Origin of the sequence: Paenibacillus anseongensis, assembly GCF_009757995.1 — a bacterium.
GTDB classification, from domain to species: Bacteria; Bacillota; Bacilli; order Paenibacillales; family NBRC-103111; genus Paenibacillus_E; species Paenibacillus_E chondroitinus.
In genome coordinates this window covers 648,425-673,373 of record NZ_WSEM01000016.1, presented here as the reverse complement: position 1 = coordinate 673,373, position 24,949 = coordinate 648,425, and the positions used below count along the sequence as shown (strand labels likewise).

At 44.9% G+C, this 24,949-nt stretch carries 19 protein-coding genes and 1 riboswitch; of the genes, 18 read left to right on the top strand and 1 reads right to left on the bottom strand.

What is annotated here, in order from left to right:
- Positions 1-40 precede the first annotated feature (40 nt).
- From GON05_RS19300 to GON05_RS19220, 17 genes are all read left to right on the top strand, one after another.
- A complete protein-coding gene (locus GON05_RS19300; RefSeq protein ID WP_157321035.1) occupies positions 41-1,072 on the top strand; it encodes a zinc-dependent alcohol dehydrogenase in 1,032 nt (343 codons plus the stop codon).
- A gap of 173 nt (positions 1,073-1,245) precedes the next feature.
- Entirely contained in the window at positions 1,246-3,573 is a 2,328-nt protein-coding gene (locus tag GON05_RS19295; protein WP_181646147.1) for a helix-turn-helix domain-containing protein, read from the top strand.
- A 296-nt stretch (positions 3,574-3,869) separates the two neighbouring features.
- On the top strand, positions 3,870-4,685 hold the full coding sequence (locus GON05_RS19290; protein WP_397369014.1) for an ABC transporter permease: 816 nt from the start codon (positions 3,870-3,872) through the stop codon (positions 4,683-4,685).
- A 28-nt stretch (positions 4,686-4,713) separates the two neighbouring features.
- Positions 4,714-5,607, top strand: coding sequence for a carbohydrate ABC transporter permease (locus GON05_RS19285; RefSeq protein WP_127450845.1), 894 nt, complete (start codon positions 4,714-4,716; stop codon positions 5,605-5,607).
- 22 nt (positions 5,608-5,629) lie between these two features.
- The gene (locus tag GON05_RS19280) at positions 5,630-7,300 is read left to right on the top strand and encodes an ABC transporter substrate-binding protein (protein ID WP_157321031.1); all 1,671 of its coding nucleotides are present in this window, start codon (positions 5,630-5,632) and stop codon (positions 7,298-7,300) included.
- Positions 7,301-7,370: 70 nt separating this feature from the next.
- Positions 7,371-8,771, top strand: coding sequence for a sulfatase family protein (locus GON05_RS19275; protein ID WP_157321029.1), 1,401 nt, complete (start codon positions 7,371-7,373; stop codon positions 8,769-8,771).
- 443 nt (positions 8,772-9,214) lie between these two features.
- Positions 9,215-9,847, top strand: coding sequence for a class I SAM-dependent methyltransferase (locus GON05_RS19270; RefSeq protein ID WP_157321027.1), 633 nt, complete (start codon positions 9,215-9,217; stop codon positions 9,845-9,847).
- 77 nt (positions 9,848-9,924) lie between these two features.
- Positions 9,925-11,334, top strand: coding sequence for a PAS domain-containing sensor histidine kinase (locus tag GON05_RS19265; RefSeq protein WP_157321025.1), 1,410 nt, complete (start codon positions 9,925-9,927; stop codon positions 11,332-11,334).
- A gap of 219 nt (positions 11,335-11,553) precedes the next feature.
- Positions 11,554-13,890: a helix-turn-helix domain-containing protein gene (locus tag GON05_RS19260; RefSeq protein WP_157321023.1), complete on the top strand. Its 2,337-nt coding sequence runs from the start codon at positions 11,554-11,556 to the stop codon at positions 13,888-13,890.
- A gap of 96 nt (positions 13,891-13,986) precedes the next feature.
- Positions 13,987-14,964: an ABC transporter permease gene (locus tag GON05_RS19255; protein WP_157321021.1), complete on the top strand. Its 978-nt coding sequence runs from the start codon at positions 13,987-13,989 to the stop codon at positions 14,962-14,964.
- A gap of 12 nt (positions 14,965-14,976) precedes the next feature.
- Positions 14,977-15,873 carry a carbohydrate ABC transporter permease gene (locus GON05_RS19250; RefSeq protein ID WP_309491755.1) on the top strand — a complete coding sequence of 299 codons (897 nt, stop codon included), beginning with the start codon at positions 14,977-14,979 and terminating at the stop codon, positions 15,871-15,873.
- A gap of 46 nt (positions 15,874-15,919) precedes the next feature.
- Positions 15,920-17,473 carry an extracellular solute-binding protein gene (locus GON05_RS19245; protein ID WP_157321019.1) on the top strand — a complete coding sequence of 518 codons (1,554 nt, stop codon included), beginning with the start codon at positions 15,920-15,922 and terminating at the stop codon, positions 17,471-17,473.
- 81 nt (positions 17,474-17,554) lie between these two features.
- A complete protein-coding gene (locus GON05_RS19240) occupies positions 17,555-19,267 on the top strand; it encodes a hypothetical protein (protein WP_157321017.1) in 1,713 nt (570 codons plus the stop codon).
- Between the two features lie 25 nt (positions 19,268-19,292).
- Positions 19,293-20,405 carry an oligogalacturonate lyase family protein gene (locus GON05_RS19235; protein WP_157321015.1) on the top strand — a complete coding sequence of 371 codons (1,113 nt, stop codon included), beginning with the start codon at positions 19,293-19,295 and terminating at the stop codon, positions 20,403-20,405.
- 84 nt (positions 20,406-20,489) lie between these two features.
- The gene (locus GON05_RS19230) at positions 20,490-20,912 is read left to right on the top strand and encodes a MarR family winged helix-turn-helix transcriptional regulator (RefSeq protein ID WP_157322221.1); all 423 of its coding nucleotides are present in this window, start codon (positions 20,490-20,492) and stop codon (positions 20,910-20,912) included.
- 54 nt (positions 20,913-20,966) lie between these two features.
- Positions 20,967-21,797, top strand: coding sequence for an alpha/beta hydrolase (locus GON05_RS19225; protein ID WP_157321013.1), 831 nt, complete (start codon positions 20,967-20,969; stop codon positions 21,795-21,797).
- 58 nt (positions 21,798-21,855) lie between these two features.
- Positions 21,856-21,992, top strand: a riboswitch (cyclic di-AMP (ydaO/yuaA leader).
- Between the two features lie 87 nt (positions 21,993-22,079).
- Complete coding sequence (locus GON05_RS19220) at positions 22,080-22,463, top strand: hypothetical protein (RefSeq protein ID WP_157321011.1); 384 nt, start codon at positions 22,080-22,082, stop codon at positions 22,461-22,463.
- Positions 22,464-22,520: 57 nt separating this feature from the next.
- On the opposite strand, the gene GON05_RS19215 is transcribed toward GON05_RS19220, so the two are convergent.
- On the bottom strand, positions 22,521-23,378 hold the full coding sequence (locus GON05_RS19215; protein WP_157321009.1) for an alpha/beta fold hydrolase: 858 nt from the start codon (positions 23,376-23,378) through the stop codon (positions 22,521-22,523).
- 178 nt (positions 23,379-23,556) lie between these two features.
- Here GON05_RS19215 and gudD point away from each other — a divergent pair, with 178 nt between their 5' ends.
- Positions 23,557-24,924, top strand: coding sequence for a glucarate dehydratase (gene gudD, locus GON05_RS19210; RefSeq protein WP_157321007.1), 1,368 nt, complete (start codon positions 23,557-23,559; stop codon positions 24,922-24,924).
- The last annotated feature ends 25 nt before the right edge of the window (positions 24,925-24,949 follow it).

The window sequence follows — 24,949 nt, the reverse complement described above, 5'->3', positions numbered from 1 at the left end:
CTGAAGTAAACTTTTGGTAGATGGAAGGGGAATTATGTAAATGGTTAGAAAAATGTCCGTGCCTCCCATGGAATTGGTTGATTATGATGGTCCTGGTACACAAATGTGTGCGGTTATGGACGCCATTGGTGAAATTAGCGTAAGAAGAGCCTTGATTCCAGAACCCAAGGATGGAGAAGTAAGAGTTAAGGTCAAGTGGGTAGGGATATGCGGCAGTGATGTTGAAGTATTCCGTGGCGCGCGCGAGCCTGAATTTATTTCGTATCCTACGAGGCTGGGACATGAAGTTGCAGGCATCATTGATAAGGTCGGCCCTAATGTAATAGGTGTCAAGGTTGGCGATCATGTTGCTCTTCGGTATGTTTGGGGAGCTTTTGCCGAGTATGTATGCTGTACCCCGTTCTCAGTCAAAGTGCTGCCCAAAGATTTGCCGTTAATCGAGGGCTCGCTGATTGAAGTGCTACCAGGTATTATCCATGCCGCAGAACTCGGAGACATTTCGCCGAATAAAAATGTATTGATCACGGGACAAGGCGTGAGCGGTCTAGTGATGACGCAGGTTATCAATATGTTTAGTCCCAGAAATTTGGTTGTCACCGATTTATTTGACGAGAAACTGGCACTTGCACGCAAATATGGCGCCACCCATACGTACAAAATCCCTCATGAACATGCGGATACGATGGATATTGTAGGAGCGGATTTCCCGGATGGCTTTGATGTTGTCATTCCGTGTCTTCTGGAAGGGGCAGGTATGGTTGATGCGATAAATGCTGCAGCGCAGAATGGGCGAATTGTCATGTATGGGTGCATTGGTACCTGTCACAAGCCGGTTGATTTCTTCAAGGTGCATAAAAAACGGCTGGATATCCTTTCAACGGAACCCAAACGTGACATTGATAATCGGCGTTACTTCGATGAAGGCTTGCGGCTGGTTCTCGACGGATTAGTGAATACGGAGGAAATGATTACACATGTCGTTCCGCTTGCGGAAGTTTCCCGGGCTTTCCAATTGCGAAACGAGCATAAGGGAGATACCATTCACGTCATGATTGACTGTGAAGTGAAATAAAATGAGGGGCTAAGCAGCTGTATGTGCTTAGCTCTTTTTTTGCTGTAACGATGAGAAATATCGTTACAGGCTATTGCGTCTAGGCGAAATTTTATGCAAGCGCTCACAATACTTTGTTATACTGAGAGTAAATGAATCCAATTGGCTTAGAGGTAACAAGGAGGAAATGCCCCATGCGCAAGTGGCTTGTACCGGATACGAATGTCAGACATAAAGTTTTTATTCGTATGCTAATCCCTTATCTTTTATTTATTTGTATGCTGTTAGGTATTGGTTATATCGTCTACCGAGAAACCATTAATGTAATGGAGAAGGATGCCACGGAGAATCATAGGCTCGTTCTGGAGCAAAGCAGAGACATTCTTGAACGAAGAATGGATGAAATTACTTCGATTGGACGTCAAGTTGCCGCCAACACGAAAGTCATTCAGTTTATGACGGTGAAGGACCCTTTTCAGGGTGCCAACACGTATTCTGTTTTAGATACGATTAAAAGCTTATATGATTTCAAGCTTTCCAATAACTTCGTCTATAACTATTATATTCTTTTTAAGAATAGCGACCTTGTTTTAACGCCGGGCTCTAGCTATACCATGGATGAATTTTTTAACCGGATTGCCGTTTATGATGGCGGAGATACAGAGAAAATGCGGAAGAATTGGCTGCAAACCTATCATTCCCGTTCTTTTCTCCCCTCAGAACACATGAGTATCGGAGAAAGCTCGTACCAAATGATGACGTATTTACAATCGTTAGGACTACCGGGTAATCCGCAGGCGGTTATCGCCGTTATGATTGATCAAGCTGAGATCCGCAAACTGTTTCAGGGACTTAACTTATCGCAAGGCGGCTGGGCGTATATTCTGGATGACCAAGGCCGCATTATGAGCTCGTTATCTGGTGAAAATACCGGACTTCCCGTCCGATTGGCTGATCTGAAGGAACAGCATGGCATTGTTGAGCAAAAGCTGAATAATCAATCCATGATTGTGACGTATACCAAATCAACGATAAATGGATGGACATACGTCGTTGGTCAACCGAAAGTTATTCTTTTAGGAAAAGTTCATTATATTCAAAAGATTATTTTCTCCTTAACGCTGCTTTTTCTAGTGATCGGTGTTTCCATGGCTTATTTCCTTGCTTATCGGAATAGCAAACCGCTTCGAGCTCTTGCCCAGTCGCTGAAAGAACTCGTCGGAGGCGGAGTGAAACAGCACGATGTGTATGGCTTTATAAGTGAAGCTGTGTCCGGCCTGGCGCTTTCCAACCGTAAACTGCAATCCGAGCTGGAGCTGCAGGTGCCTTTATTACGCGCATCCTATTTCAGAAGGCTTATGCAAGGACAATTCCTATCAACAAGAGATGCAGATATCCTGCTCAAACATCTAGGGTTAGGCATGGAGGATGAAGATCGGCAATATGTCGTCGCACTCATTCGCATCCAAGGATATGACAATGGCTATAATGAACGGCTGCTCAAGGATCTGGATCGAGTTCGCTTCGCATCCGCTGAGTTAATCAGGGAGCTTGTAGGCGCAGACGGATTTGCCTATGATGTGGCACAAGACCAAATAGCTGTATTACTTAGTGTATATTCGCATGACGCTAACAAGCATCGTGAAAACATAACGAAACTGATGGAACAAGTCTGTCAGGCGATTAACTTACGGTTTCAAATTGTATCCGATTGTGGCATCGGTGGGTACTGTGACCGGGTAACCGCAATCTCACGCTCATATGAGCAGGCTAGAGAGGCATTGTTTGCCTTGGTCCGATTAGACAAGGATGGATTGCAGTGGTTTGATGAACTCCCAGCAGCGCTTAATGATTACCATTACCCGCAAGACATGGAAGGGCGTCTGATGAATGTGGCATTGGCCGGTGAACAGGAGGAGGTAACACGTCTATTGCAGGCGCTGTATACCGAAAATTTTGAGAACAGGCACCTCTCACAAACTGTGCTCCGTTTATTTATTGGCGAATTGTGGGGGAATCTCGTCAAACTTTTAAGGCAATTAGGCATGCAAGCTGAGGAGGTTTATATGCAAATACAGCGTATAGATGGCGCGGAGCCTTCTTATGAGAGCTTGCAGCAGCATTTTACTGCGATTCGTCTTGCTTATGCGACGATTTGCCAGCATGTCGTGGAGCAACGATCAAGTCGTAACATTGAACTACTGGATAATATTCGTACGATGCTTCAGAAAGACTTTGCCGACAAGGCGTTATGTCTGGATGAAGCCGCAGATCGACTTCGTGTATCCAAGGTGTATTTGTCACAGTTCTTCAAGGATCAAACGGGTATCAATTTCTCAGATTATTTGGAGCAATTGCGGATGGAACAAGCGAAGCATCTATTAAGAAATTCGGATTACGCCATTCAAGAAATTGCCGACAAGGTAGGATACGCCTCATCCAATACATTCTGCCGAGCGTTTAAGCGGCTGCATGGGGTTAGCGCAACGGTTTATCAAAGGTCTGTAGAAGTGAATGTTTAGCGGGAAAATAACATTTGCACATGAATAAAGCAATTGCACATCCTCAAAACCTAAGGATTGCACAGGATTTAAACGTTTTCATATATACATGCAACGAGGGTAACCCTTACATTGAAGCTATACAACGACGAAGGGAGGTTACCCCATTGAAAACGGTGGCAAGTGTAAATACGATGACAAAAGCCAATACGGGGATCAAACGAATGTCATTTTTAAAGAAGCTGCATCGTAGTTGGCAGCTGTACGTTTTATTAGCATTGCCTGTTCTTTACATTATCGTGTTCAAGTATTATCCGATGTACGGTGCGCAAATTGCTTTCAAAAATTTTATTGCTTCAAAAGGAATCACAGGCAGTAGTTGGGTGGGATTTAAACATTTCATAAGATTTTTTAACTCGTATGAATTTGGCACCCTTTTAAAAAACACATTAGTTCTGAATTTCTACAGCTTGCTTGCAGGTATTCCGTTCCCGATCCTTCTGGCACTGGCTATCAACAACATTCAAAACAAGTGGTTTAAGAAATCAGTACAGATGATTACGTATGCTCCGCATTTCATTTCTGTCGTCGTTATGGCAGGGATTGTGCTCGTCCTTCTGGATCCAGAAAAGGGGATTGTCAATCTTTTGCTTGGGGTGTTGGGGTTTGAACCCATTCATTTCATGGCGAAGCCAAGCTATTTTAGTTCTGTCTTTGTCTGGTCGGGTATCTGGCAAAACGTAGGTTTCTCTTGCATTATTTACTTGGCAGCGCTTTCAGGTATTGATCCGTCTCAGCATGAAGCTGCGGTGATTGATGGCGCCAGCAAATTTAAACGAATTTTGCATATCGATATTCCTGGTATTATGCCTGTTGTCATCATTTTACTGATTTTGAACACAGGGCATATTATGGATTCCGGCTTCGAGAAGGTACTGCTTCTACAAAATCAATTAAACCTGAGGACCTCAGAGGTTATTGATACTTACGTGTATAAGGTGGGACTTGCCTCACAAGCGATGAACTACTCTTACTCAACGGCTATTAACTTGTTCAAATCGGTTGTTGGACTTGCCATGCTTATTATTGTCAATCAAATCGCGAAACGTGCAAAGCAAGAAAGCTTATGGTAACGGTGTAGCAGGGGAGGTGCAAGGAGGTATGAAAGAGTCACATATCCTCGAATCACGAGGTGACAAATGGTTTAATTGGGTCAATATGCTGCTGATCTGTCTGTTTCTTGTGGTCATCCTGTACCCGCTAGTGTTTGTTGTAAGCGCTTCTATCAGTTCTCCTGATGCCGTGATCTCGGGCAAAGTTTGGCTGTGGCCGGTACAACCAACCTTAGATGGGTATGCGGCCGTTTTTAAACACAAATTGATTTGGAGCTCCTTTCGAAATTCTGTTTTTTATACGGTAGCAGGTACATTGCTCAGTGTTGTACTGACCATTGCTGCTGCATATCCGCTGTCCAGACGAGATTTATTCGGTAAAAATTGGTTTATGCTGTTGTTTGTTTTCACGACCATGTTCTCAGGGGGGCTAATTCCTTCTTATCTATTGGTCAAAGACCTGGGAATGCTGAATACGGCGTGGGCGATGATTATTCCAAGTGCGATGAGTGTGTTTAACATTATCATTACACGCACCTATTTCAAAACGACATTGCCGGACGAAATGCTGGAAGCGGCTCAGATCGATGGTTGCAACGATTTCCGCTATGTGTTTTCAATCGTTTTGCAGCTGTCAGGTCCGATTATTGCTGTAGTTGCCCTTTATTCTGCGGTTGGTTATTGGAATCAATATTTTAATGGCTTACTGTATCTGGATAATCAGAAGTTATATCCGCTGCAATTAGTTTTAAGAGAAATTCTGGTGCAAAACGAAGTGGATGCTTCCATGCTGGACATGAAAGAAATCGCTGCTCAAGAAGGCTTACGCGCACTTTTGAAATACTCGTTAATTGTTGTTTCATCACTGCCATTACTGCTCGTTTATCCTTTTGTGCAAAAGTATTTCATAAAAGGTGTTATGATTGGCTCTTTGAAAGGATAAATAAGGGGAGGTTGTTCTTGGAATGAAAAAAATATGGGGTATGGGATTAAGCGTTATTCTTGCAAGCGGAGTTGTCCTTGCAGGGTGTGCAGAAAAACAAGATGATGCGCCTGCAGAAGCGGCCAAGGATCCGGTGAAAACCAGCAACGTTACAGCAGCGGGTGAATTGCCGATAACCAAAGAGAAAACGACCATTAAAGTATTGGTCAAAGGTTTTCCAGGCGTAAGTGATTATGCAAACAACGAGTTTACGAAATATTTGGAGGAGAAAACGAATATTCATATTGAATGGACGGTTGCTCCCGAAAAGTCGGCTGTGGAAAAATTGAACCTTGTGCTCGGCAGTGGTGATCTACCTGACGTCATCATGGGTTTCGGAATCTCGCCAACCCAACAGTTGATTTATGGCACGCAAGGAGACTTCCTGGATCTCGCACCTTACATTAATCAGTACGGTGTTGAGACGAAGAAAATGTTCGATATCGTTCAAGGGGTTAAGGATGAGATTACAGCTCCTGGCGGTAAAATCTATGCTTTGCCTCAAGTGAATGAGTGCTATCACTGTTCAATGTCGCAGAAAATGTGGCTTTACCAGCCGTGGTTAGACAAGTTGGGCCTTCAAATGCCAAAAACAACAGACGACTTGTATAACGTTCTCAAAGCATTTAAGACGAAAGATCCCAACGGAAATGGTAAAGCAGATGAAATTCCGTTGTCGGGTGCAGCGGTTGGGCCGAACGTAAATATCGATTCCTTCATCATGAACTCATTTGTACTAGACTCCGGTATTACGACTCGGTTATATGTTGATAATGGCAAGGTGACAACTTCGGTTAATACACCAGGTTGGAAAGAAGGGCTGACTTACCTTCACAAGCTGTACGCTGAGGGCTTGATTGCTCCGCAATCGTTCACACAAGATCGAGATCAAGCGAAAGCGATGGGTGAGAATCCGGATATTAACATTCTGGGCGGCGAAGTTGCACAGCACAATGGGATCTTCACCACTTTTAGCGGTCCGAGCGGCAGGTGGTTGGAAGTGCAATCCGTTCCTTCTTTGAAAGGACCCACAGGTGTACAGACGACGCCATGGAAATCAAGCGTACTTCAAGGTTATTATGTCGTAACACGCATAGCGAAAAATCCAGAGGCTGCATTCCGTTTAGGTGACCTGCTTTACAATACAGAGATGACGTTACGTCAAACGATTGGGCGTCCTGGAACTGAGTGGGATTATGCAGCAAGCGGAGAGTTAGGCATTAACGGAAAACAAGCGATATGGAAAACACTTCCTAGCGCCGTCCCGACCAATGCAACGAACAATATCAATTGGAGTGGGCAATCCGCACCGTCACTTCGTTCCAACGATTTCCGGCTTGGGCAGATGGCAGATCCGAAAAATCCACAGGAAGTCAAGCTCTTTACAGAGACCAGAAATAACTATGAGCCATATAGGCAAAAGCCCGAGTCTGTCCTTCCAGCCTTGTTCTTCTCCAACGACCAAGCTACAGAGCTTGCTGATCTAGAGAAAACTTTGACGGACTACATCAATCAGATGATCGCTCGTTTCACAACAGGTGACGCTAATATTGATAAAGAATGGGACGGTTATGTGAAGAAATTGAACGATATGAATCTGAAAAAATATTTAGACATCTATCAAGCCGCTTATGATGCGAAAATGAAAAAATAAAGTTCTAGTGAAAAGCATGGTGGGAATCCATGCTTTTCGAACTGTCCATTCCATTTAGGAGGAGAAACAGATGAAATCCAAACAACCGAACATTATTTATATTCTGGCGGACGATATGGGGTATGGCGATATTTCCTATCTGAATAAAAATTCCAAAATTCATACGGTTCATTTTGACCGATTGGCCAAAGAAGGGATTGCCTTTACGGATGCTCATTCTTCATCTGCCGTCTGTACGCCATCTCGATATAGTATCTTAACGGGAAGATACAATTGGCGTTCCTCGCTCAAGAAGGGCGTTCTGAATGGATTCTCCGCTCCACTCATTGAGGATGGCCGAATGACAGTCGCCAGTTTACTTCGTGAACAGGGTTATAAGACGGCTTGTATCGGCAAATGGCATTTGGGCATGGAATGGGCGAAGGTGGGCGACGCGGAAAGTGAAGTTGATTATCGAGAGCCTGTTCAAAAGGGGCCGATATCACATGGATTTGACTATTATTACGGGATTAGCGCATCGCTGGATATGCCCCCTTATGTCTATATCGAGAACGACCGGGTTACTCAACTGCCGGATCGCATCACGCGCAACGATGATCCGGTGGCTTATTGGCGTGAAGGGGCTACAGCACCGGATTTCGAACACCAGCAAGTACTTCCTAAACTTACAGCTAAAACATTGGAGTGGATCGAGAAATGCAAGGATGAGCCTTTTTTCATCTATTTCCCGTTACCTGCTCCGCATACCCCGATCCTGCCATCGGAGGCATTCGTTGGTCAATCCGGTACGAACGCGTATGGTGACTTCGTGCTCATGTGTGACGATGTGATTGGCCAAATTATGAATAAACTCGATGAATTACAACTGTCCGACAATACCATTGTCATCTATACGAGCGATAATGGCTGCTCGCCTCGAGCAAATTATGAGGAGCTTGCAGCATTTGGGCATAATCCAAGTTATGTTTTCCGCGGTCATAAAGCGGATATTTATGAAGGCGGGCATCGGATACCGCTGATTGTAAAATGGCCGCAGCGCATACAAGCTGGGCGCTTGAGCGATGAGCCTGTCTGCCTGACGGATTTGCTGGCAACGGTTGCAGAGATAGTAGAAGTAACGTTACCTCCGGACGCAGGTGAGGATAGTGTGAGCAATCTGCCTGTTTGGGCTGATCAACCTTATGAACGGCCATTGCGAGAAGCCATTGTTCACCATTCCATTCAAGGGGCGTTCTCTATTCGCCAAGGGAACTGGAAGCTGGAGTTATGTCCGGGCTCGGGCGGATGGAGCTATCCAAAGCCAGGCGAAGAGCCGGAAGGGTCGCCGCAGTACCAACTGTATGATCTCAGTACAGATATTGGTGAAACGAATAATCTGGTTGACGCGTATCCCGAAATCGTCCAAGCCATGAAGCTTGTCCTCGAAAGATATCAGGAGTCGGGGAGAAGCGTTGCTGTTTCATCGGAATGACACGCGGTTTTCTCCGCGTTTCGTTGAGATTGGGAAAAGATCGCCGCTGGCGATCTTTTTTTAGCGTTTGGGGAGGGCTTGGCGGATAGGGTGAGGTCGAACCTCACCACCTAGCCCTTCAGCATCGCTGAATACGCAGCGCGTTGCACTTGCTCATTCAGCGAAGGGAATTCCAGGTCGCTATTTCCTCGAAATGCGCCCTTTTTCGCGGGGAGGGGAACTGGTGGCTCTTATTTCTTCATGTTGGGCTAAAAATCAGCCAAATGTGAAGAAATAAGGCCCTGTAGTTCCCCTCCAGTCGCCACCCCTCCACTATTCATCGAAATAGTGGAGTGTAGTTCCTCTATGTGAAAATTTGATCTTTTAGAACGTTCGTTCTATAATAGGCATACAACTTGCTGACAAATGTTAAGCCAATATCACATATAAGAGGAGAATGTAGAATGACAGAATTTTGGGAATCCAGCTTTATCGAGAATCAAAGGATGTGGGGATTTGAACCTGCAGACTCAGCCATCTTGACCAAGGACTTTTTCCTGGCGAAAAACGTCAAGGATATCTTGATACCGGGCATCGGGTATGGTAGAAACGCAAAGGTTTTTATGGATAATGACATCCATGTAACAGGCATTGAGATCTCGAAAACAGCGATTGAATTGGCCGGGCAAGAAGGACTTCACATTGACATTTTTCATGGTTCAGTGTCTGACATGCCGTTTGAGAACAAGCAGTATGACGGCATATTCAGCTATGCGCTTATTCATTTATTGAATGAAGACGAGAGAGCAAAGTTTATCAAGGATTGTTACAACCAGTTAAAGCCGAACGGATATATGGTGTTTACGACGATTTCAAAAGAAGCCCCTATGTTTGGAAAGGGTAAACAATTGGGTAAAGACTATTACGAGACTCCCGCAGGTGTAAAAATGTTTTTCTATGACGCAGACTCGATCACCCAAGAATTCGGGAAATACGGGCTGTTGGAATTTTCGGAAATTATTGAGCCGCATAAGAATGCGGAAAATAAACCGCCATTTAAATTTCTAATGATAAAATGTAAAAAAACGTCTGAATAGGACGATTAATAAAGGTTTTTCACCATTGGAGACGAATACACTTACTATCACTTGATTGAACTAGGGGATATTTACTCATGAATTTAAAAGAATACTTAATTGATTCCTTCATGAATTTAACATCCGATGGGATTGTAATCGTCGATATAAATGGAACTGTGCTGGAAGTGAATAAGAAATTTGAAGATTTACATGGCTGGACGAGGGAAGAGGTTATTGGACAAATATTGCCAATGACACCGGATGATTACAAAGACGATGCTCTTCGATTGTACCAGTCATTAATCAATGGCGAGCAAGTCAAGGATTTCGAAGCGATAAAACTTAGAAAAGACGGAACGACTTTTATTGCCAGTGTGACAGTCTCGCCTTTGAAAGATACGGACGGAAACGTAGTTGGCTTTGTCGGTTTGGAACGAGACATCAGTGAAAAGAAAAGAGTGGAAGAGGAGCTTTTTGAGAGTGAGAAGCAGTACAGGAGGCTGCTCAAGCTTAATCCTGAACCTATTGTTTTGCATAAAGACGGACTCATCCTGTTCGTGAATGATGCTTGTTGTAAACTTTTTGGCGAAACTTCATCCGATGAATTCATTGGAGCTTCGATTTATAATTATTTCTGTCCAACGGATAAGGCAGTGATCATTGAGCGAATAGAACAGATTATGCAGATGGATAACTACAGTGATTTTGTGGAGCGGAAAATGCGCAAGAAAGACGGCACGCTTTTTGATGCGGAAATATCCTCGATTTATGTTCACAAAAATATTGGGAATCCGGTCATGCAGAGCGTCATTCGCGATCTCACGGAGCGCAAGAAGTCGGAAGAAGCGATTATCCGATCGGAGAAATTGTCTTTAATTGGTCAATTGGCAGCTGGCATCGCACATGATATCCGTAATCCGTTAACCTCCCTGAAAGGGTTCGTACATTTACTAAAAGCGAAAAATGCCGACTATGTAGATGTGATGATGGAAGAACTCGAGCATATCAATTATGTCGTGAATGAATTTATGACGCTGGCGAAACCACACTTGAGTTACTATCTGGAGAGTAATCCCCGGGAGCTTGTTCGAAGTGTTATTGCTTTTCTTCAGCCCCATGCTCATCTGTATAACGTACAGATACAAATGGACATGGATCAAGACATCCCGGCCATTTATTGTATTCCAGACCAAATTAAACAAGTTTTAATTAATATTTTGAAGAATGCGATTGAGTCCATGGGAAATGGTGGATTGATACAGTTATCCGTAAGAAATGTCCTGAATCAACGACTGATTATTTGTGTCGAAGATCAAGGTGTAGGTATTTCGGAAGATAAGCTGACTCAGTTGGGTGAGCCGTTTTTCACGACAAAGACGAATGGCACCGGTTTAGGGCTAATGGTGTGCAAACGAATTATTCATGGACATAATGGAGATTTGACGATTCAAAGTAAGATTAACCAGGGAACTAAGGTGCAAATTGAGCTTCCGATAAAAAAATAGCGTTGCGTCAGGATCATATCCCTTCAGGTAAACAGTGCTGTTTACTTGGAGGTTTTTCTCCATTTGACCGGTAGTTTCCTTCTTTTGTCAGGTTGAACAATCCCCATTCTTGCTTTATCATATGAGGAAAGGATTTACAAATGGTAATTTGTAAGCGTTACCAATATACGTGTGCCACATTGTCGAGCCTCTATTTTACACAGAGAAAAGGAGATAACCATGCGATTTTTACAAGGTAACATATCGGCCAGATTCAAGGTAATTTATGGTGTGTTTTTCCTAATCATCATTTCATCCACCGTATGGTTGTCCTATTTAAGCTCGAAAGGGGGCATGGAAGATCAGCTCCGCCGCACGAATACAGCGCTGCTTCATCTCAGTCAGCAGAAGATAGAAATGATGCTGCATGAAATTGATACGAGCACAATTAATTTCATCCAAGAACCCGATGTCGAGTTATTCCTCAATGGCAGATATGCGAGCGATGAACTGCGGCTCAATTACTTCCGCATTTTGAATACGCGGTTCAAGACGCTGATGTTTACGAACAGCAATATCTCATCGTTTTATTTGTATTCTCTAGCGAACAAGAGCTTGTTGACCGATGTGACGTACTCGGATGAATCCAGCTTCTACGATATGGCTTGGCATGATGCTTATGTGAGCATGAAGGGCTACGGCGAATGGCTTGATACCAGGAAGGTAACGGAGGTCAGCTCAGGACTGCAAATTGAGAAAAACATGATTACATTGGTGCGGACTTACCCCCTGATCAGTTTACCGCAGTTTCGCAAAGGTGCCATTATTGTCAATGTCGCGGAAAGCACGTTATCCAATCTCATTCAAGATGTGGATCAGCAAAGGGCAGGTCAAACACTAGTTATTAATAACCAAGGGATGATTATATCTTCACAGAACAAAGAGCATCTGTTTCATTCCTTCAGCACGATTCCCGGCGCCCCCGAGATAAGTGAGTTTAAGGATAACGGTTATATCACGACGCACTCGAAAAGCGGAAGCTACACCACTTTTTATTTAACTTCCAGTTACAATGGCTGGAAATACATCAGTATCGTTCCCGATCCCGAAATGAACCGACCGTTAATGATTGTCCGCAATTTATTGCTGGTTGTGACAGCGGGAATGTTCTTTCTAGCTATCGTTCTTGTCTTTGCAGTAAGCAACTACACGTTTCGGCCGCTTGAGCTTTTCTTTCATTCCGTTGCGGGTAAGAAATCGGTCCGCACCGGCGACCTTACCTATATGGAGCAGTTTTTCAAACAGATGATATCTGACAACGAATCTTTGCAGAAACAAATGAATGACAGCTTGCCTGCGTTGAAATGGCGTCTGATCATGAGTCTGCTAATGGGGGATAAAACGAACTATAACCGGATGAAGCCGTATTTCCATACGCTCGGAATAGATTTATATCATAAACAATTCATCGTGCTCATCATTGAACTGGATCGCATTCAAGAGAATCACACTCCGCGAGATGTGTATTTATTTACTTATGCCATCAGCAATGTTGCGGACGAACTCATCGCAGGCGTATGCAAGGGGACTTCCGTGGAATTGACCGATGGGAGAGTCACTGTCATTATGAGCTTCGAATCGGAGGATTCGCAAGGCAATCAAATTCAAGCTCTGCAAGTGGCTGATCTGGTGAAAAATTATGTAGGGGTGCATTTTAAACAAACGGTAACCATTGGTGTAGGCAGTCCACAATCCAATTTGGAAGGTATCCAGATTTCCTATGAAGAAGCGCTGAATGCGTTGAAATATAAGTTAATTATGGGCGATAACACGGTTGTGTCCATCGACGATATTGCGGGCAGCAATTATAATGAGAAATTTTACCGGATCACAGCGCTAATTGATTCTGTTGTCAACCTGATTCGGGAAACGGATAAAAACAAGCTTCGATCGCAGCTCGATAAAATCTTTGGCGAGGTTGTGGCGGGCAATGTTCCTCCCGAGTTAATTAAACAGATGTGCATTCAGATGATTATGAAATCCATTAAGGTCATATCGGATAAAGGTCTCGAAATCAAAGAATTCCTGGACCCGAAGGAAAACATCTATGACCGGATTGAAAGCTGTGTCAAAGTCGCTGAGCTGAAGAGCTACATGTCCGATTTCCTGCATCAGCTTATTGTGCGCACCGAAGAGAAGCGGCTCTCCAAAGGGCACCACGATACCATCGAACAGGTTCTGGCGTATCTCGAGCAGCATTATATGGATAGCGATCTCTCACTTAATTTGTTGGCAGCGCAATTTGAGCTAAGCGTTCCTTATTTAAGCAAGCTCTTCAAGGAAACGACGGAAACCAATTTTATGGATTGTCTGATTCAGATCCGCATGGAGAAGTCAAAGGAGCTGCTGCTGGGTTCAAAGCTGAAAGTCAACACCATTGCGGAGAGCGTTGGTTATAACAATGTTCAGAGCTTTATACGTATTTTCAAGAAATATACAGGCCTAACACCAGGGGAATTCAGGGAAAATCTTAAAAAAGGCGAAGATGATAAAAATAGCGAATCCGTTTCCGGTTAAAAAAGGTGTGTATTTTTAAAAAGTGTCTATATGCTAAATCGATCCTGGAACGATACCATAAAGGTGCAAGACATCGACCTGAAAGGAGGTAGGGACATGAAATCACGAACCGTCGGGGCCACCACCGCACAAGCCATTGCCGGCAAGAAGGAGCAAACAACGAAGCTTAAACGGGCATGGAAGTATGTGAAGCGGGACAAATACTTATATCTCTTGCTGCTTCCCATCTTTGCTTACTATTTCCTATTTAAGTACACGCCGATGTTCGGTGAGATCATTGCCTTCAAAAATTATCGTTTCGCCGATGGGATATGGGGGAGTCAGTGGGTTGGCCTAAAACATTTCAACAGATTGTTCACGAGTCCGGATTTTTTCAATGTATTAAAGAACACGCTTCTCCTGAATGTGTACAGTATCGTTTTCGCTTTCCCGGTTCCTATTGCACTAGCCATCCTTTTAAATGAAGTCCGGTTGGAGTGGTACAAGCGAACGATTCAGAATCTGCTTTATATTCCGCATTTTATCTCCTGGGTAGTGCTTGGCGGAATTGTTATCGCGCTGCTGTCTCCTTCCACGGGGATCGTAAACTTTGCTTTAGTGAAGCTGTTCGGCATTGAGCCGATCTATTTCATGGCAAGCACCTTCTGGTGGCCGATTACATTCATCTTGTCGGGAATATGGCAGAATGCGGGTTGGGGAACCATTCTCTACCTGGCCGCCATGGCCGGCATTGATCCTCAGCTGTATGAAGCAGCGAAGATTGACGGAGCGAGCAAGCTTCGTCGCATCTGGCACGTTACACTTCCGGGCATCCGATCCACAATCGCGATTCTGCTGATCCTGCGTGTGGGTCAGATGATGGATGTGGGCTTCGAGCATATTTTCGTGCTGCAAAATAAAGCGGTTTCAGAGGTCGCGAATGTCATCAGCACCTATGTTTATCATGTAGGTCTTGAAGGCGCGCAGTACAGCTATACGACGGCACTTGGTCTGTTTCAATCCGTCATTGGCTTGATTCTGGTGGTCAGCGTGAATCGATTAATTAAAGCCTTAGGCGAGAATGGGCTATGGTAGGAGGGGAATGCGGTGTCCGGCAGTCAGAGCTCGTCAGTTAAGCTAGTTTATGGTGTCATCTATGTGTTTCTGGCGGTACTTGCCATGATGACGTTGTTCCCGTTCATTCATGTGCTATCTACCTCATTAAGCAGTTCTCGGGCCATTATGTCAGGGGAAGTGTTCCTATGGCCGAAGGAAATCACATTCACTTCTTTTAAAAACTTAATTGAAGACGGTCAGCTGTTTAATGCTATGAAAAATACATTAATTATTACGGTTGTGGGAACTTCCATTAACCTTGTAGCAACGATCATGGCGGCCTATCCGTTAAGTCGCAAGCGGCTCAAAGGCAGGAATGCTCTGCTTATGATCATAACGTTCACCATGCTGTTCGGCGGAGGGATCATTCCCAATTATATTCTCATCAAAACGCTGGGCATCATGAACACGTATTGGGCACTTTGGCTGCCGGGGCTATTAAGTACGTACAATTTTTTCGTCATGAAATCATTTTTCGAAGGATTGCCTTCTGAACTTGAGGAATCTGCAGCGATTGACGGAGCTAATGACCTGTTCATTATTTGGAAAATTATCCTTCCGCTCTCCATGCCAATTATTGCGGCGTTGACGTTATTTTATTCGGTTACCTGGTGGAATTCGTATATGAATGTGCTCATGTATATTACGAATTCGGGGAAGCTTTCTTTGATGGTGAAGCTGCTGCAGATGATCGATACGACAAGCCAGAATCTGCTTAATACGAATGCGACCAACGGGAGCGAAGGTGCTTCTATGCAAACGATGGTAACTCCGGAGGGGTTAAGGGCTGCTGCCATCATCATCTCGGTGCTTCCGATCTTGTGTGTTTATCCATTCTTACAGAAGTATTTTGTCAAAGGCGTCTTGATTGGTTCAATTAAAGGCTAATCGAAAATTCAAGCTTATCATTCTTATTGCAGGAGGCGAAGATTTCATGATGAAACAAAAGCACGTAGCTTTAACGCTAGTCGCTTCTTTATTCACAATTGCAGCTTGCTCCTCTCCAACTAGCTCAGATAATACTGGAAAATCGTCTGGAGAGAATAAGAAACTGGAAGTCAGTGTTTCCATCCTTGACCGCGGCCAAGTAGCGAGTGACGAAGGGACTTACGAGAGTAACCGGACGACTAAATACATCAGTGAGAAATCGGGTATCAATGTAAAGTGGGTTCCGATCCTGCGGACTGAATCAACGAAGAAATTAAACACGCTCATCGCAGCCGGCGAAGCCCCGGATATGATGTGGGAGTTCGGGCGAGATTACATGGCGACATTGAAAGAGCAGGGAGCCATTCAGCCAATCGACGAATATATCGAGAAATACAGCACCTCCTACAAAGCTTATTTGAAAGCGCATCCGGAGCTGAAGCCGTACACGATGTTTGATGGCAAAACCTATATGGCGACCAGCGCAAGGGGCATTGACGCCATCGCGAATCACGGCATGTGGATCCGCCAAGACTGGCTCGATAAGCTGGGTCTGAAGGCGCCGACGACCATGGATGAGTTGGTCACTGTCATGCGGGCGTTTCGGGATAAAGATCCTGATGGCAACGGTAAAAATGACACGTTGGGTGCTGCTTTTAACTATAACTACACGGGTATTATTCAGGCGATGTACGCATCCAACAAGAGTAACTGGTATCTGGATAATGATAAAATCGTTTACGGCGGCTTAACGGATCGGTATGCCGATGTGCTTGCTGAGCTTAAACTTTTCTTCGATGAAGGGCTGATTGACAAAGAATATATCACAGACAAGAACTTCCAGAAGGAAAGACAGCTGTTCGTGACAGGTAAAGCAGGCATCTACTTCGCAAGTTGGAACATTAGTGCCGAATACCGTGAATTGAAACAAAATGTACCTAATTCGCAGCTTGTACCGCTGGAGCCGGTATCAACGAAGTATGGGAAGTTCGGCTTGTATCAAGAACCGCCGGCAAACCGTTTGATTGTGTTTAATAAGGATATGAAAAATCCGGAAGCTGCAATCAAATTGCTGGATTGGTGGATAGACAAAAACTGGTTCGATGTCAGATTCGGCACGGAAGGTGTTCATTACAAGCTGGTTAATGGTGTTCCTCAAACGATTGATGCCGAGAAGAATAAGAAGGAAACGATCTATGCGCCAGAGTATGCCGTGCTCGATCAATGGAGTCCGAAACCAGAGGATTTCGCTGTGATGGCGGCAACGGATGCAATCTCTCAGGAATATGCCAAAGTGCAGGGTGAATCGCTCAAGGTCGCTATGAAAAACAAATACAGACGCGATATTCCGTTCAACCCAACATTCCCAGAACTGAGCGAAACTTCTACGTCATTCGGACCACTGTCGGATGATATTGAAACAAAAGTCATTACAGGCGGTGCCCAATATTCGCCGCAATGGGGCATGGAACAGCTTCGCAAGGAATGGAAACGTCTCGGTGGGGATAACGTTGATAAGTTAGCGCAAGATTGGTATCAGAAAAATGTGAAGGGCAAGTAAACGGCATAGAAGGCTAAGCAGCCTCCCGATTCGAACAGGAGTTGGGGGGCTATTTCATACGAATGAGGGAGTGTAATCACGATGACAATGGATGCAAATAAGATGCTGCTTAATCAGCTTGATAAATGGCATGAAGACTATACGCCTGAACTGCGGATGGTTCGCAAGCCTTTCCATACGCCGGGTTATCACAGTACGTTGAAAGATGTAGCGTTTACTCACCCGACCCTGGCAGCGTGTGTGTATGCGCTGGGATTGCTGGACAGCCGCCAGCCTCTTCATGTAGAACGAGCACAAGGCATTCTTGAGCAGGTGATCAGCTTGCAGGATCAGAATCCGGAGCATGCTACCTTCGGAATCTGGTCTTGGTTCTACGAAGAGCCGCTGGAGAGGATGGCCCCGCCAGATTGGAATTGGGCGGACTTCTGCGGCAAGCGGCTGGTGCTGGCCGAGCAGCGGCACTCCGATATCCTGAGCCCGGAGCTGCGCGAACAAATCCGGCATGCACTTTATTGTGCATGCGACGCCATTATCAAGCGAAATGTCGGTCCAAGCTATACGAACATTGCCATTATGGGGGCATTCGTTACTTTGCTTACCGGCGAGGTCTATGGCGAAGAAAAGTACTTGAATTACGGTTTGGAGCGGTTACGCCTTTTCAGCGAGTACACGAAACAGCTGGGAACTTTTCAGGAGTATAACAGTCCGACTTATACGATCGTGGCGATACAGGAATTGTCCAGTATTCATACTGCGACCCAAGTTGCGGAAGCGAAACAACTCAGCTCGGAGATGCTGGATGTGGCATGGGGGATGGTAGCCGAGCATTTCCATGTCCCCAGCAAGCAATGGTCAGGCCCGCACAGCCGTGCCTATCATACGATGATGACGCCAGAAGTTTTATCGTTCTTGCAGCTTGCCAGCCAAGGGGAGTTGGTCTTCATGCCGGACGAACAGTTAACCTACAATCTGGATTGGTACGGCAATGATATCGGATGTCCTGAGAAGTACATACCGGCGTTCAAACGAACAGAAACAGCGGAGCATGTTCAGACGATTAGCAAAGACGAGGCTGGCGATACGGTTAACCAAGCAACTACGTATATGGAAGGGCCGGTCAGTGTGGGAACCTTCAGCAAAGATGTGATGTGGAATCAGCGTCGCAATTTGCTAGCTTATGTACGCAATGGTGACGCATCCACCTACATTCATTTGCGCCTTTTGAACGAAGGCTACGACTACTCCTCCGGAATTTATTCCAGTGTTCAAAAGGGGAAGGATGTGTTGTTCGGCATCGGATTTTGCACGAATGGCGGCAATACGCACATTGGACTCGATCCCATTGACGGGACTATCGAATCGGCGGACCTAAGAGTTCGCTTTGAGATTGGAGGCAGCCAGCACGAGGTTCGGGCAGAAGCTGTTTCACCAGCGGCCGATTCAGCTTTGGTACACATAGCTGAGCAGACGCTGCAGGTGAAAAAAATATTCGCAGCCTTTGACGATGAACAGCCAAGATGGGAGCTCGGGCAGGAGCCGGATAAACGGTTTCTTGACTATGTCATCTACGCCGGCGAGCGGAAGAAATTTGATTTCGCTAGCATGCAGGAAGCGCTGCTTCTGTTTGCATGGCGTTTGGGTGAACAGGGAGATGAGCTCGACGCTGAGGCTTCTGTCGTACAAGCGAACGCAGAGGTTCGGGCGGAGTTCCGTGCTCCAAACCGCTCGGTCCTTCAATTGACCTTGCCGCTTAAACCTGCCGAGAAGATGAAGATGCTGCGGCCTCGGCCCTAACATTAAGAGAATGGAGTGATCACAGATGGCTAAAGGATCTACGATTCGTAACGAGTTCCATTCGTTTGCCGATGCCTACACGGGCCGATCTATGACGCGTTTGACAGCCCCGGAGCAGGTAAATCATCATCCTTATTTTTATTATAAAATGATTACAAACGACAATCGCTATCTCATTTACGCTAGCGAGCGAGAGGGATCCCGTCAGCTTTACCGGATGAATCTCAACGATGGAACGGCCCTGCAATTAACAGAAGGGCCCGATATTCACGATTTCAGCTGCAGTCTGACGAGTGACGACAACTACTTGATTTATTGCAGAGATCAGCGAATTATGCGATTGAATATGACGACGCTGATGGAAGACGTTCTCTATACGACACCTGCAGGTTGGAAATCCAATGCCAATCCCGGTCTCAGCTCAGATGACAAGTATCTCGTACTGGTCGAAATCAATGAAAAGGATGTCGTACCAGGCAAAGGGGACTGGTCCAACTTCGAACCCCAATGGGCAGCGAAACCGCACTGCCGAATCATCTACCTGGATATCGAACAGCGAACCAGCCATATCGCGTTTGAGGAGCTGGACTGCTGGCTCGGGCATCCGCAAATTCGTCCCAATGACCCATCGACCCTTTTATTTTGTCATGAAGGTCCTGGACATCTGATTGATGCCAGACTCTGGCTAGTCCAAAAGGACGGGACGCGGCTGCGCTGTGCGAAGGAACAGACGCATGATGAGCTCATCACGCATGAATATTGGCTTGCTGATGGCTCTAGATTCGCTTATGTGTACCGGCATAAAGATGATCTCTATCACGAAAGTATCCGTTTCATGGACTCAGAGACATTAGTGGAAGAAGTCTGGATGAATTGCTCCAAGTATTGCCACTTTATTTCGAATGCCAATCATACGATGATCGTCGGGGACGGGCAGCTGCCCGAGCAGCACTTCATCTATTTAGTGGATGTAGAACAGAGACAAGAAAAGCGGCTATGCTCCCATGGTACCAGTTGGAAGTCATATGGCAACACACAGGATGCCCACCCGCACCCGGCTTTTTCTCCAGATGGCACATTTATCATCTTTACCTCTGATATGGAGGGCGTTCCTTGTATATATAAAGTGGATTTGTGACAAGGTTCGAGGCAGCCGGCTAGTTTGATCGGCTGCCTCGAATATATGATTGACATTAGTTTGACGTCAAACTATAATGTGAATATGAAACCAACAGATGCTGTGTCAATTATTTCCAGAATTAGAGAAAAGACCAATCGGTTTATCATAGCCGAGATGGCGAAATATGAGGTCGACGATATTGCCATTTCACATGGGGATATTATCTTTGCTCTATTTAAGATGCCTAGATTGACTATGGCTGAGATTGCCAAGAAAATTGATAGAGATAAGTCTACTGTGACTGCACTTGTCGACAAATTGGTCCGGCTCGGATACGTAACTAAGGAAAGGGACACCGTTGACTCAAGGGTCGTCTATGTTGCCTTAACGCCAAAAGGGGAGGAACTGAGACCTATATTTGAAACCATCTCAGAAAAAATGTTAGATGTATTTTACATGGACATTTCAGATAAAGAAAAGGAAGAATTACTGAGAATTCTAACGAAAATTTATAACAATTTTTAAATTTTTTTAAACCAATAGTTTGATGTCAAACTATATAATGAGGTGAAACTGATCATGAAAGATTATACAAAAGATTTGCCAGATCATCGTGTGAAATATATCGGAGAAAATGATCTATGTATAGAAATTTTCGAGGGAGATGAGCTACCGAAGGGAGCCTCCAAAAGACCTCCGCTTTTATTTGTACACGGTGCCTACACGGGCAGTTGGATGTGGAGCAAATACATCCCACACTTTATAAACAAGGGATGGAATTGTTATGTTATGAATTTGAGAGGTCACTACAAAAGTAGAGTGCTCGATTTGACAAATGTAACATTCGAAGATTATTTGGAGGATATGAAAGAGGTTTTCGCCGAGTGTGAGGTTCCACCGATTCTCATAGGATTTAGCATGGGAGGAATTTTGAGCCAGAAGCTGGCTGAAACCAACGAACTTGCAGGCTTAGTGGTGATCGATACAAGCATAAGTAAGGAAGTTTATGAAGCTGTACCCTACAAAGAAATAGCTGCAATGACAACAGGCGTTTTAATGCCCGCACCATCCCGAGAAGAGAATTCCAGTATAGATGAATCAGCGGATGACATTGATTTTCAGAGAAAGTATATAACTGTGGAGTCATTACAAGCATTTAACGATTTTTATTTCTCTTTGGGGGCAAATGGTGGAATATCGATAGACAGCAGTTTGATGGTTCATCCAGCCTTGGTTATTAAAGCAATTAATAGTGAAGAGGATGATCGGCGGGGAAAGGCGACAGCGGAGCATCTCCATGCTGAATATACAGGACTTTGGGATACGACTCACACCGGATTGCTTGTTGGGCAAAGATATATGGAGGTAGTAGATCGGATCATGTTATGGTTACAAGGGATGTATGACTAAGGACATAGAATAGATAAGAAAATATTACTATTGCTTCTCTTTATACATTGGAGTAAATTGATAAAATACGCTTAATTCTTTAGATTAAAGAAGCGGGGGAACCAAGTTTCCTGGGGTGAGTACACATGTAAAGTGTTAGGGTTAACTTTCAACCCGAATCCGTCAGCTAACTTCGTCAGCGTAGAAAGAAATGGATAGAAACATTCAATAGAACAATGTGATTTGAGGTTCTATATCCCTCGCTTCCTTTTTCTCTTCTAGAGAAAATAGGAGGAACTAGACATGCTGCTTATGAAAGTAACCAAAGAATGGAAGAATCTTCTTCCATGGAAGAGAGCCAACGATTCCGTACAGCGTCAACATGAGATTCTCCATTTGAAACAGCGGTTGGAGACGTACGACATTCAATTTCCGAATTTGGCTTACCGGCCATCAGACGTCGAAACACAGACGTTAATGGAAATTAGCAAAACGGTCGCTCTAAACAATGAGCTGCTTAAACAACTGAGTTCAGAAAAGGAATTAGCGGTTGAACTATCGCTAGCCCATCGCGTCGGAACCACGCTCCAAATTTTACAGGATCACCTCACCTTTATCGTAGCCATGGCGCATATTTTCAGTGGTCCGTATCCTAGCCTCAGAGCGTATATCAGTCATACCATTTAACGATCTTCAACAATAGAGAAGGAGCTTGCCTTGCGGCAGCTCCTTTTTTGTTTTTTCTCATGAATAGATACGGCCAAAAAAACGCTTGATCAGCTCCGCAACTTGCTGGCTTTGCTCTTCCAATACAAAATGGCCCCCGCATAAAAAGTGAGTTTCCACACACGTTAATAGTTCTCCGAAAGCAAGAGCCCCTTGCACCGTAAAAATAAAATCATTTTTGCCCCAGGTTATAAGCGTAGGAGGTTGATAAGTTCGCAAGTACTGCTGCCAAACAGGATATTGTTCGACGTTGGTCCGATAATCGTAACCCAATTCCAACTGAATTTGGCTATTGCCGGGTCGATCCAAAAATAACTGGTCCATTAAATAACCATCGGGACTAATCCGGTAGGGATGACACACGCCCGTAACATACTGCATTTTCGTAAAATGAAAGGTTGCAAGCTGAGCAAAGGCCGCTTCGGTTGCAGGATTTCGATCCGCCCAGAGGGCTTTGAAGAGATCGAACGGTTTCCCTAATCCGTTTTCACTAACTACGGCATTCTGAATAACGAATCCTAGAATACGGTGAGGATTTCTTACGGCCAGTCTGAATCCGATAGGACCTCCATAGTCATGGGTGTACAAAATAAAATGAGAAATACAGAGATTATCAACTAATTTTTCAATCAGAATGGATAGATTCTCGAAGGTGTAAGCAAATTCTTCTGTGGAAGGCATACTGCTATTTCCGTATCCAAGATAGTCAGGAGCAATGATATGAAAGTGGTCTGTGAGTTGAGGAATTAAATCCCTGAACATATGGGATGAGCTTGGAAAACCATGAAGAAGGATGATGGTTGGGTTGTATGGACTCCCGGCTTGGCGAAAAAATAACTCCCAACCGTCAATTTTCATTTTTTTATAATGAACCATAATGTCAACTTCCTCTCCGGCGAGCGAGCGCATACTATTCCCTAACAAAAATATGTGAATATAAGTTATTTAAGTACTTAGGAGCTAGAGGACGTGGTACAATTTAACTTAAGGTAAGCTAATTAGTTGTCATCTTCATTAAACTGGTATTCATCCACATGAAAGGGAGAGATCAGACATGAAACAAGAACTGCTAAATGAGCCATCGAGAAATCAAGCTTCCAGTACGCCAATCATTACCGAACTAAAAGTAATTCCAGTTGCAGGGCATGATAGCATGCTCTTCAATCTTAGTGGAGCGCATGCTCCATTCTTTACACGTAACATCGTAATTCTCAGAGACAGTGCAGGTCATACGGGCGTAGGTGAAGTACCGGGCGGCGAGAATATTCGTAAAACGCTTGAAGACGCGAGCCCACTGGTAATCGGTCAATCGATCGGTCAATACAATAACATTCTTACGAAAGTTCGCAAGCAATTCGCTGATCGGGATCAAGGAGGACGCGGTTTGCAGACTTTTGATCTTCGCATCACGATACACGCCGTTACGGCATTGGAAGCAGCACTACTTGATCTCTTAGGTAAATTCCTGGATGTTCCGGTTGCAGCACTGCTAGGAGAAGGTCAACAGCGCGATAAAGTAGAGATGTTAGGCTACTTGTTCTATGTTGGGGACCGGAATCGGACAAACCTTCCGTACCTGAGTGCAGAGGATGCTGCGAATGATTGGTTTCGACTGCGTCATGAGGAAGCGCTTACACCTGAAGCCGTCGTGAAACTTGCCGAAGCGGCGTATCAACGATATGGCTTTAATGATTTTAAGTTAAAAGGTGGCGTCCTACGCGGTGAGGAGGAGATTGAAGCGGTCACTGCGCTGGCGGAACGTTTCCCTCAAGCCAGAATTACCCTTGACCCTAATGGGGCATGGTCTTTAGCTGAGGCGATTCACCTGTGCCGTGATCAGCATCACGTATTGGCTTATGCAGAAGACCCATGCGGAGCAGAAAACGGTTATTCAGGCCGTGAAATCATGGCCGAGTTCCGGCGTGAGACAGGTCTCCCAACGGCAACGAACATGATTGCTACCGATTGGCGCCAAATGGGACATACGATTCAGCTGCAATCTGTCGATATTCCGTTAGCCGATCCACATTTCTGGACGATGCAAGGCTCTGTTCGAGTAGCTCAGATGTGTCATGAATGGGGGCTTACATGGGGATCTCATTCGAACAACCATTTTGATATCTCGCTTGCGATGTTTACCCATGTGGCAGCAGCAGCGCCGGGAAAAATAACGGCCATTGATACGCACTGGATTTGGCAGGATGGACAGCAGTTAACCAAGGAGCCATTTCAGATTGTCGGAGGCATGGTGGAGGTTCCGAACAAGCCGGGTCTGGGAGTAGAACTTGATATGGACGCCATTGAGAAGGCGCATCAGCTGTACAACCAAGAGGGCTTGGGAGCTCGCGATGATGCGCTGGCTATGCAGTTTTATATCCCTAATTGGAAATTTGATAACAAACGTCCTTGTCTTTTGAGATAGTTGATCATAGATAGCCGCTGTTTCC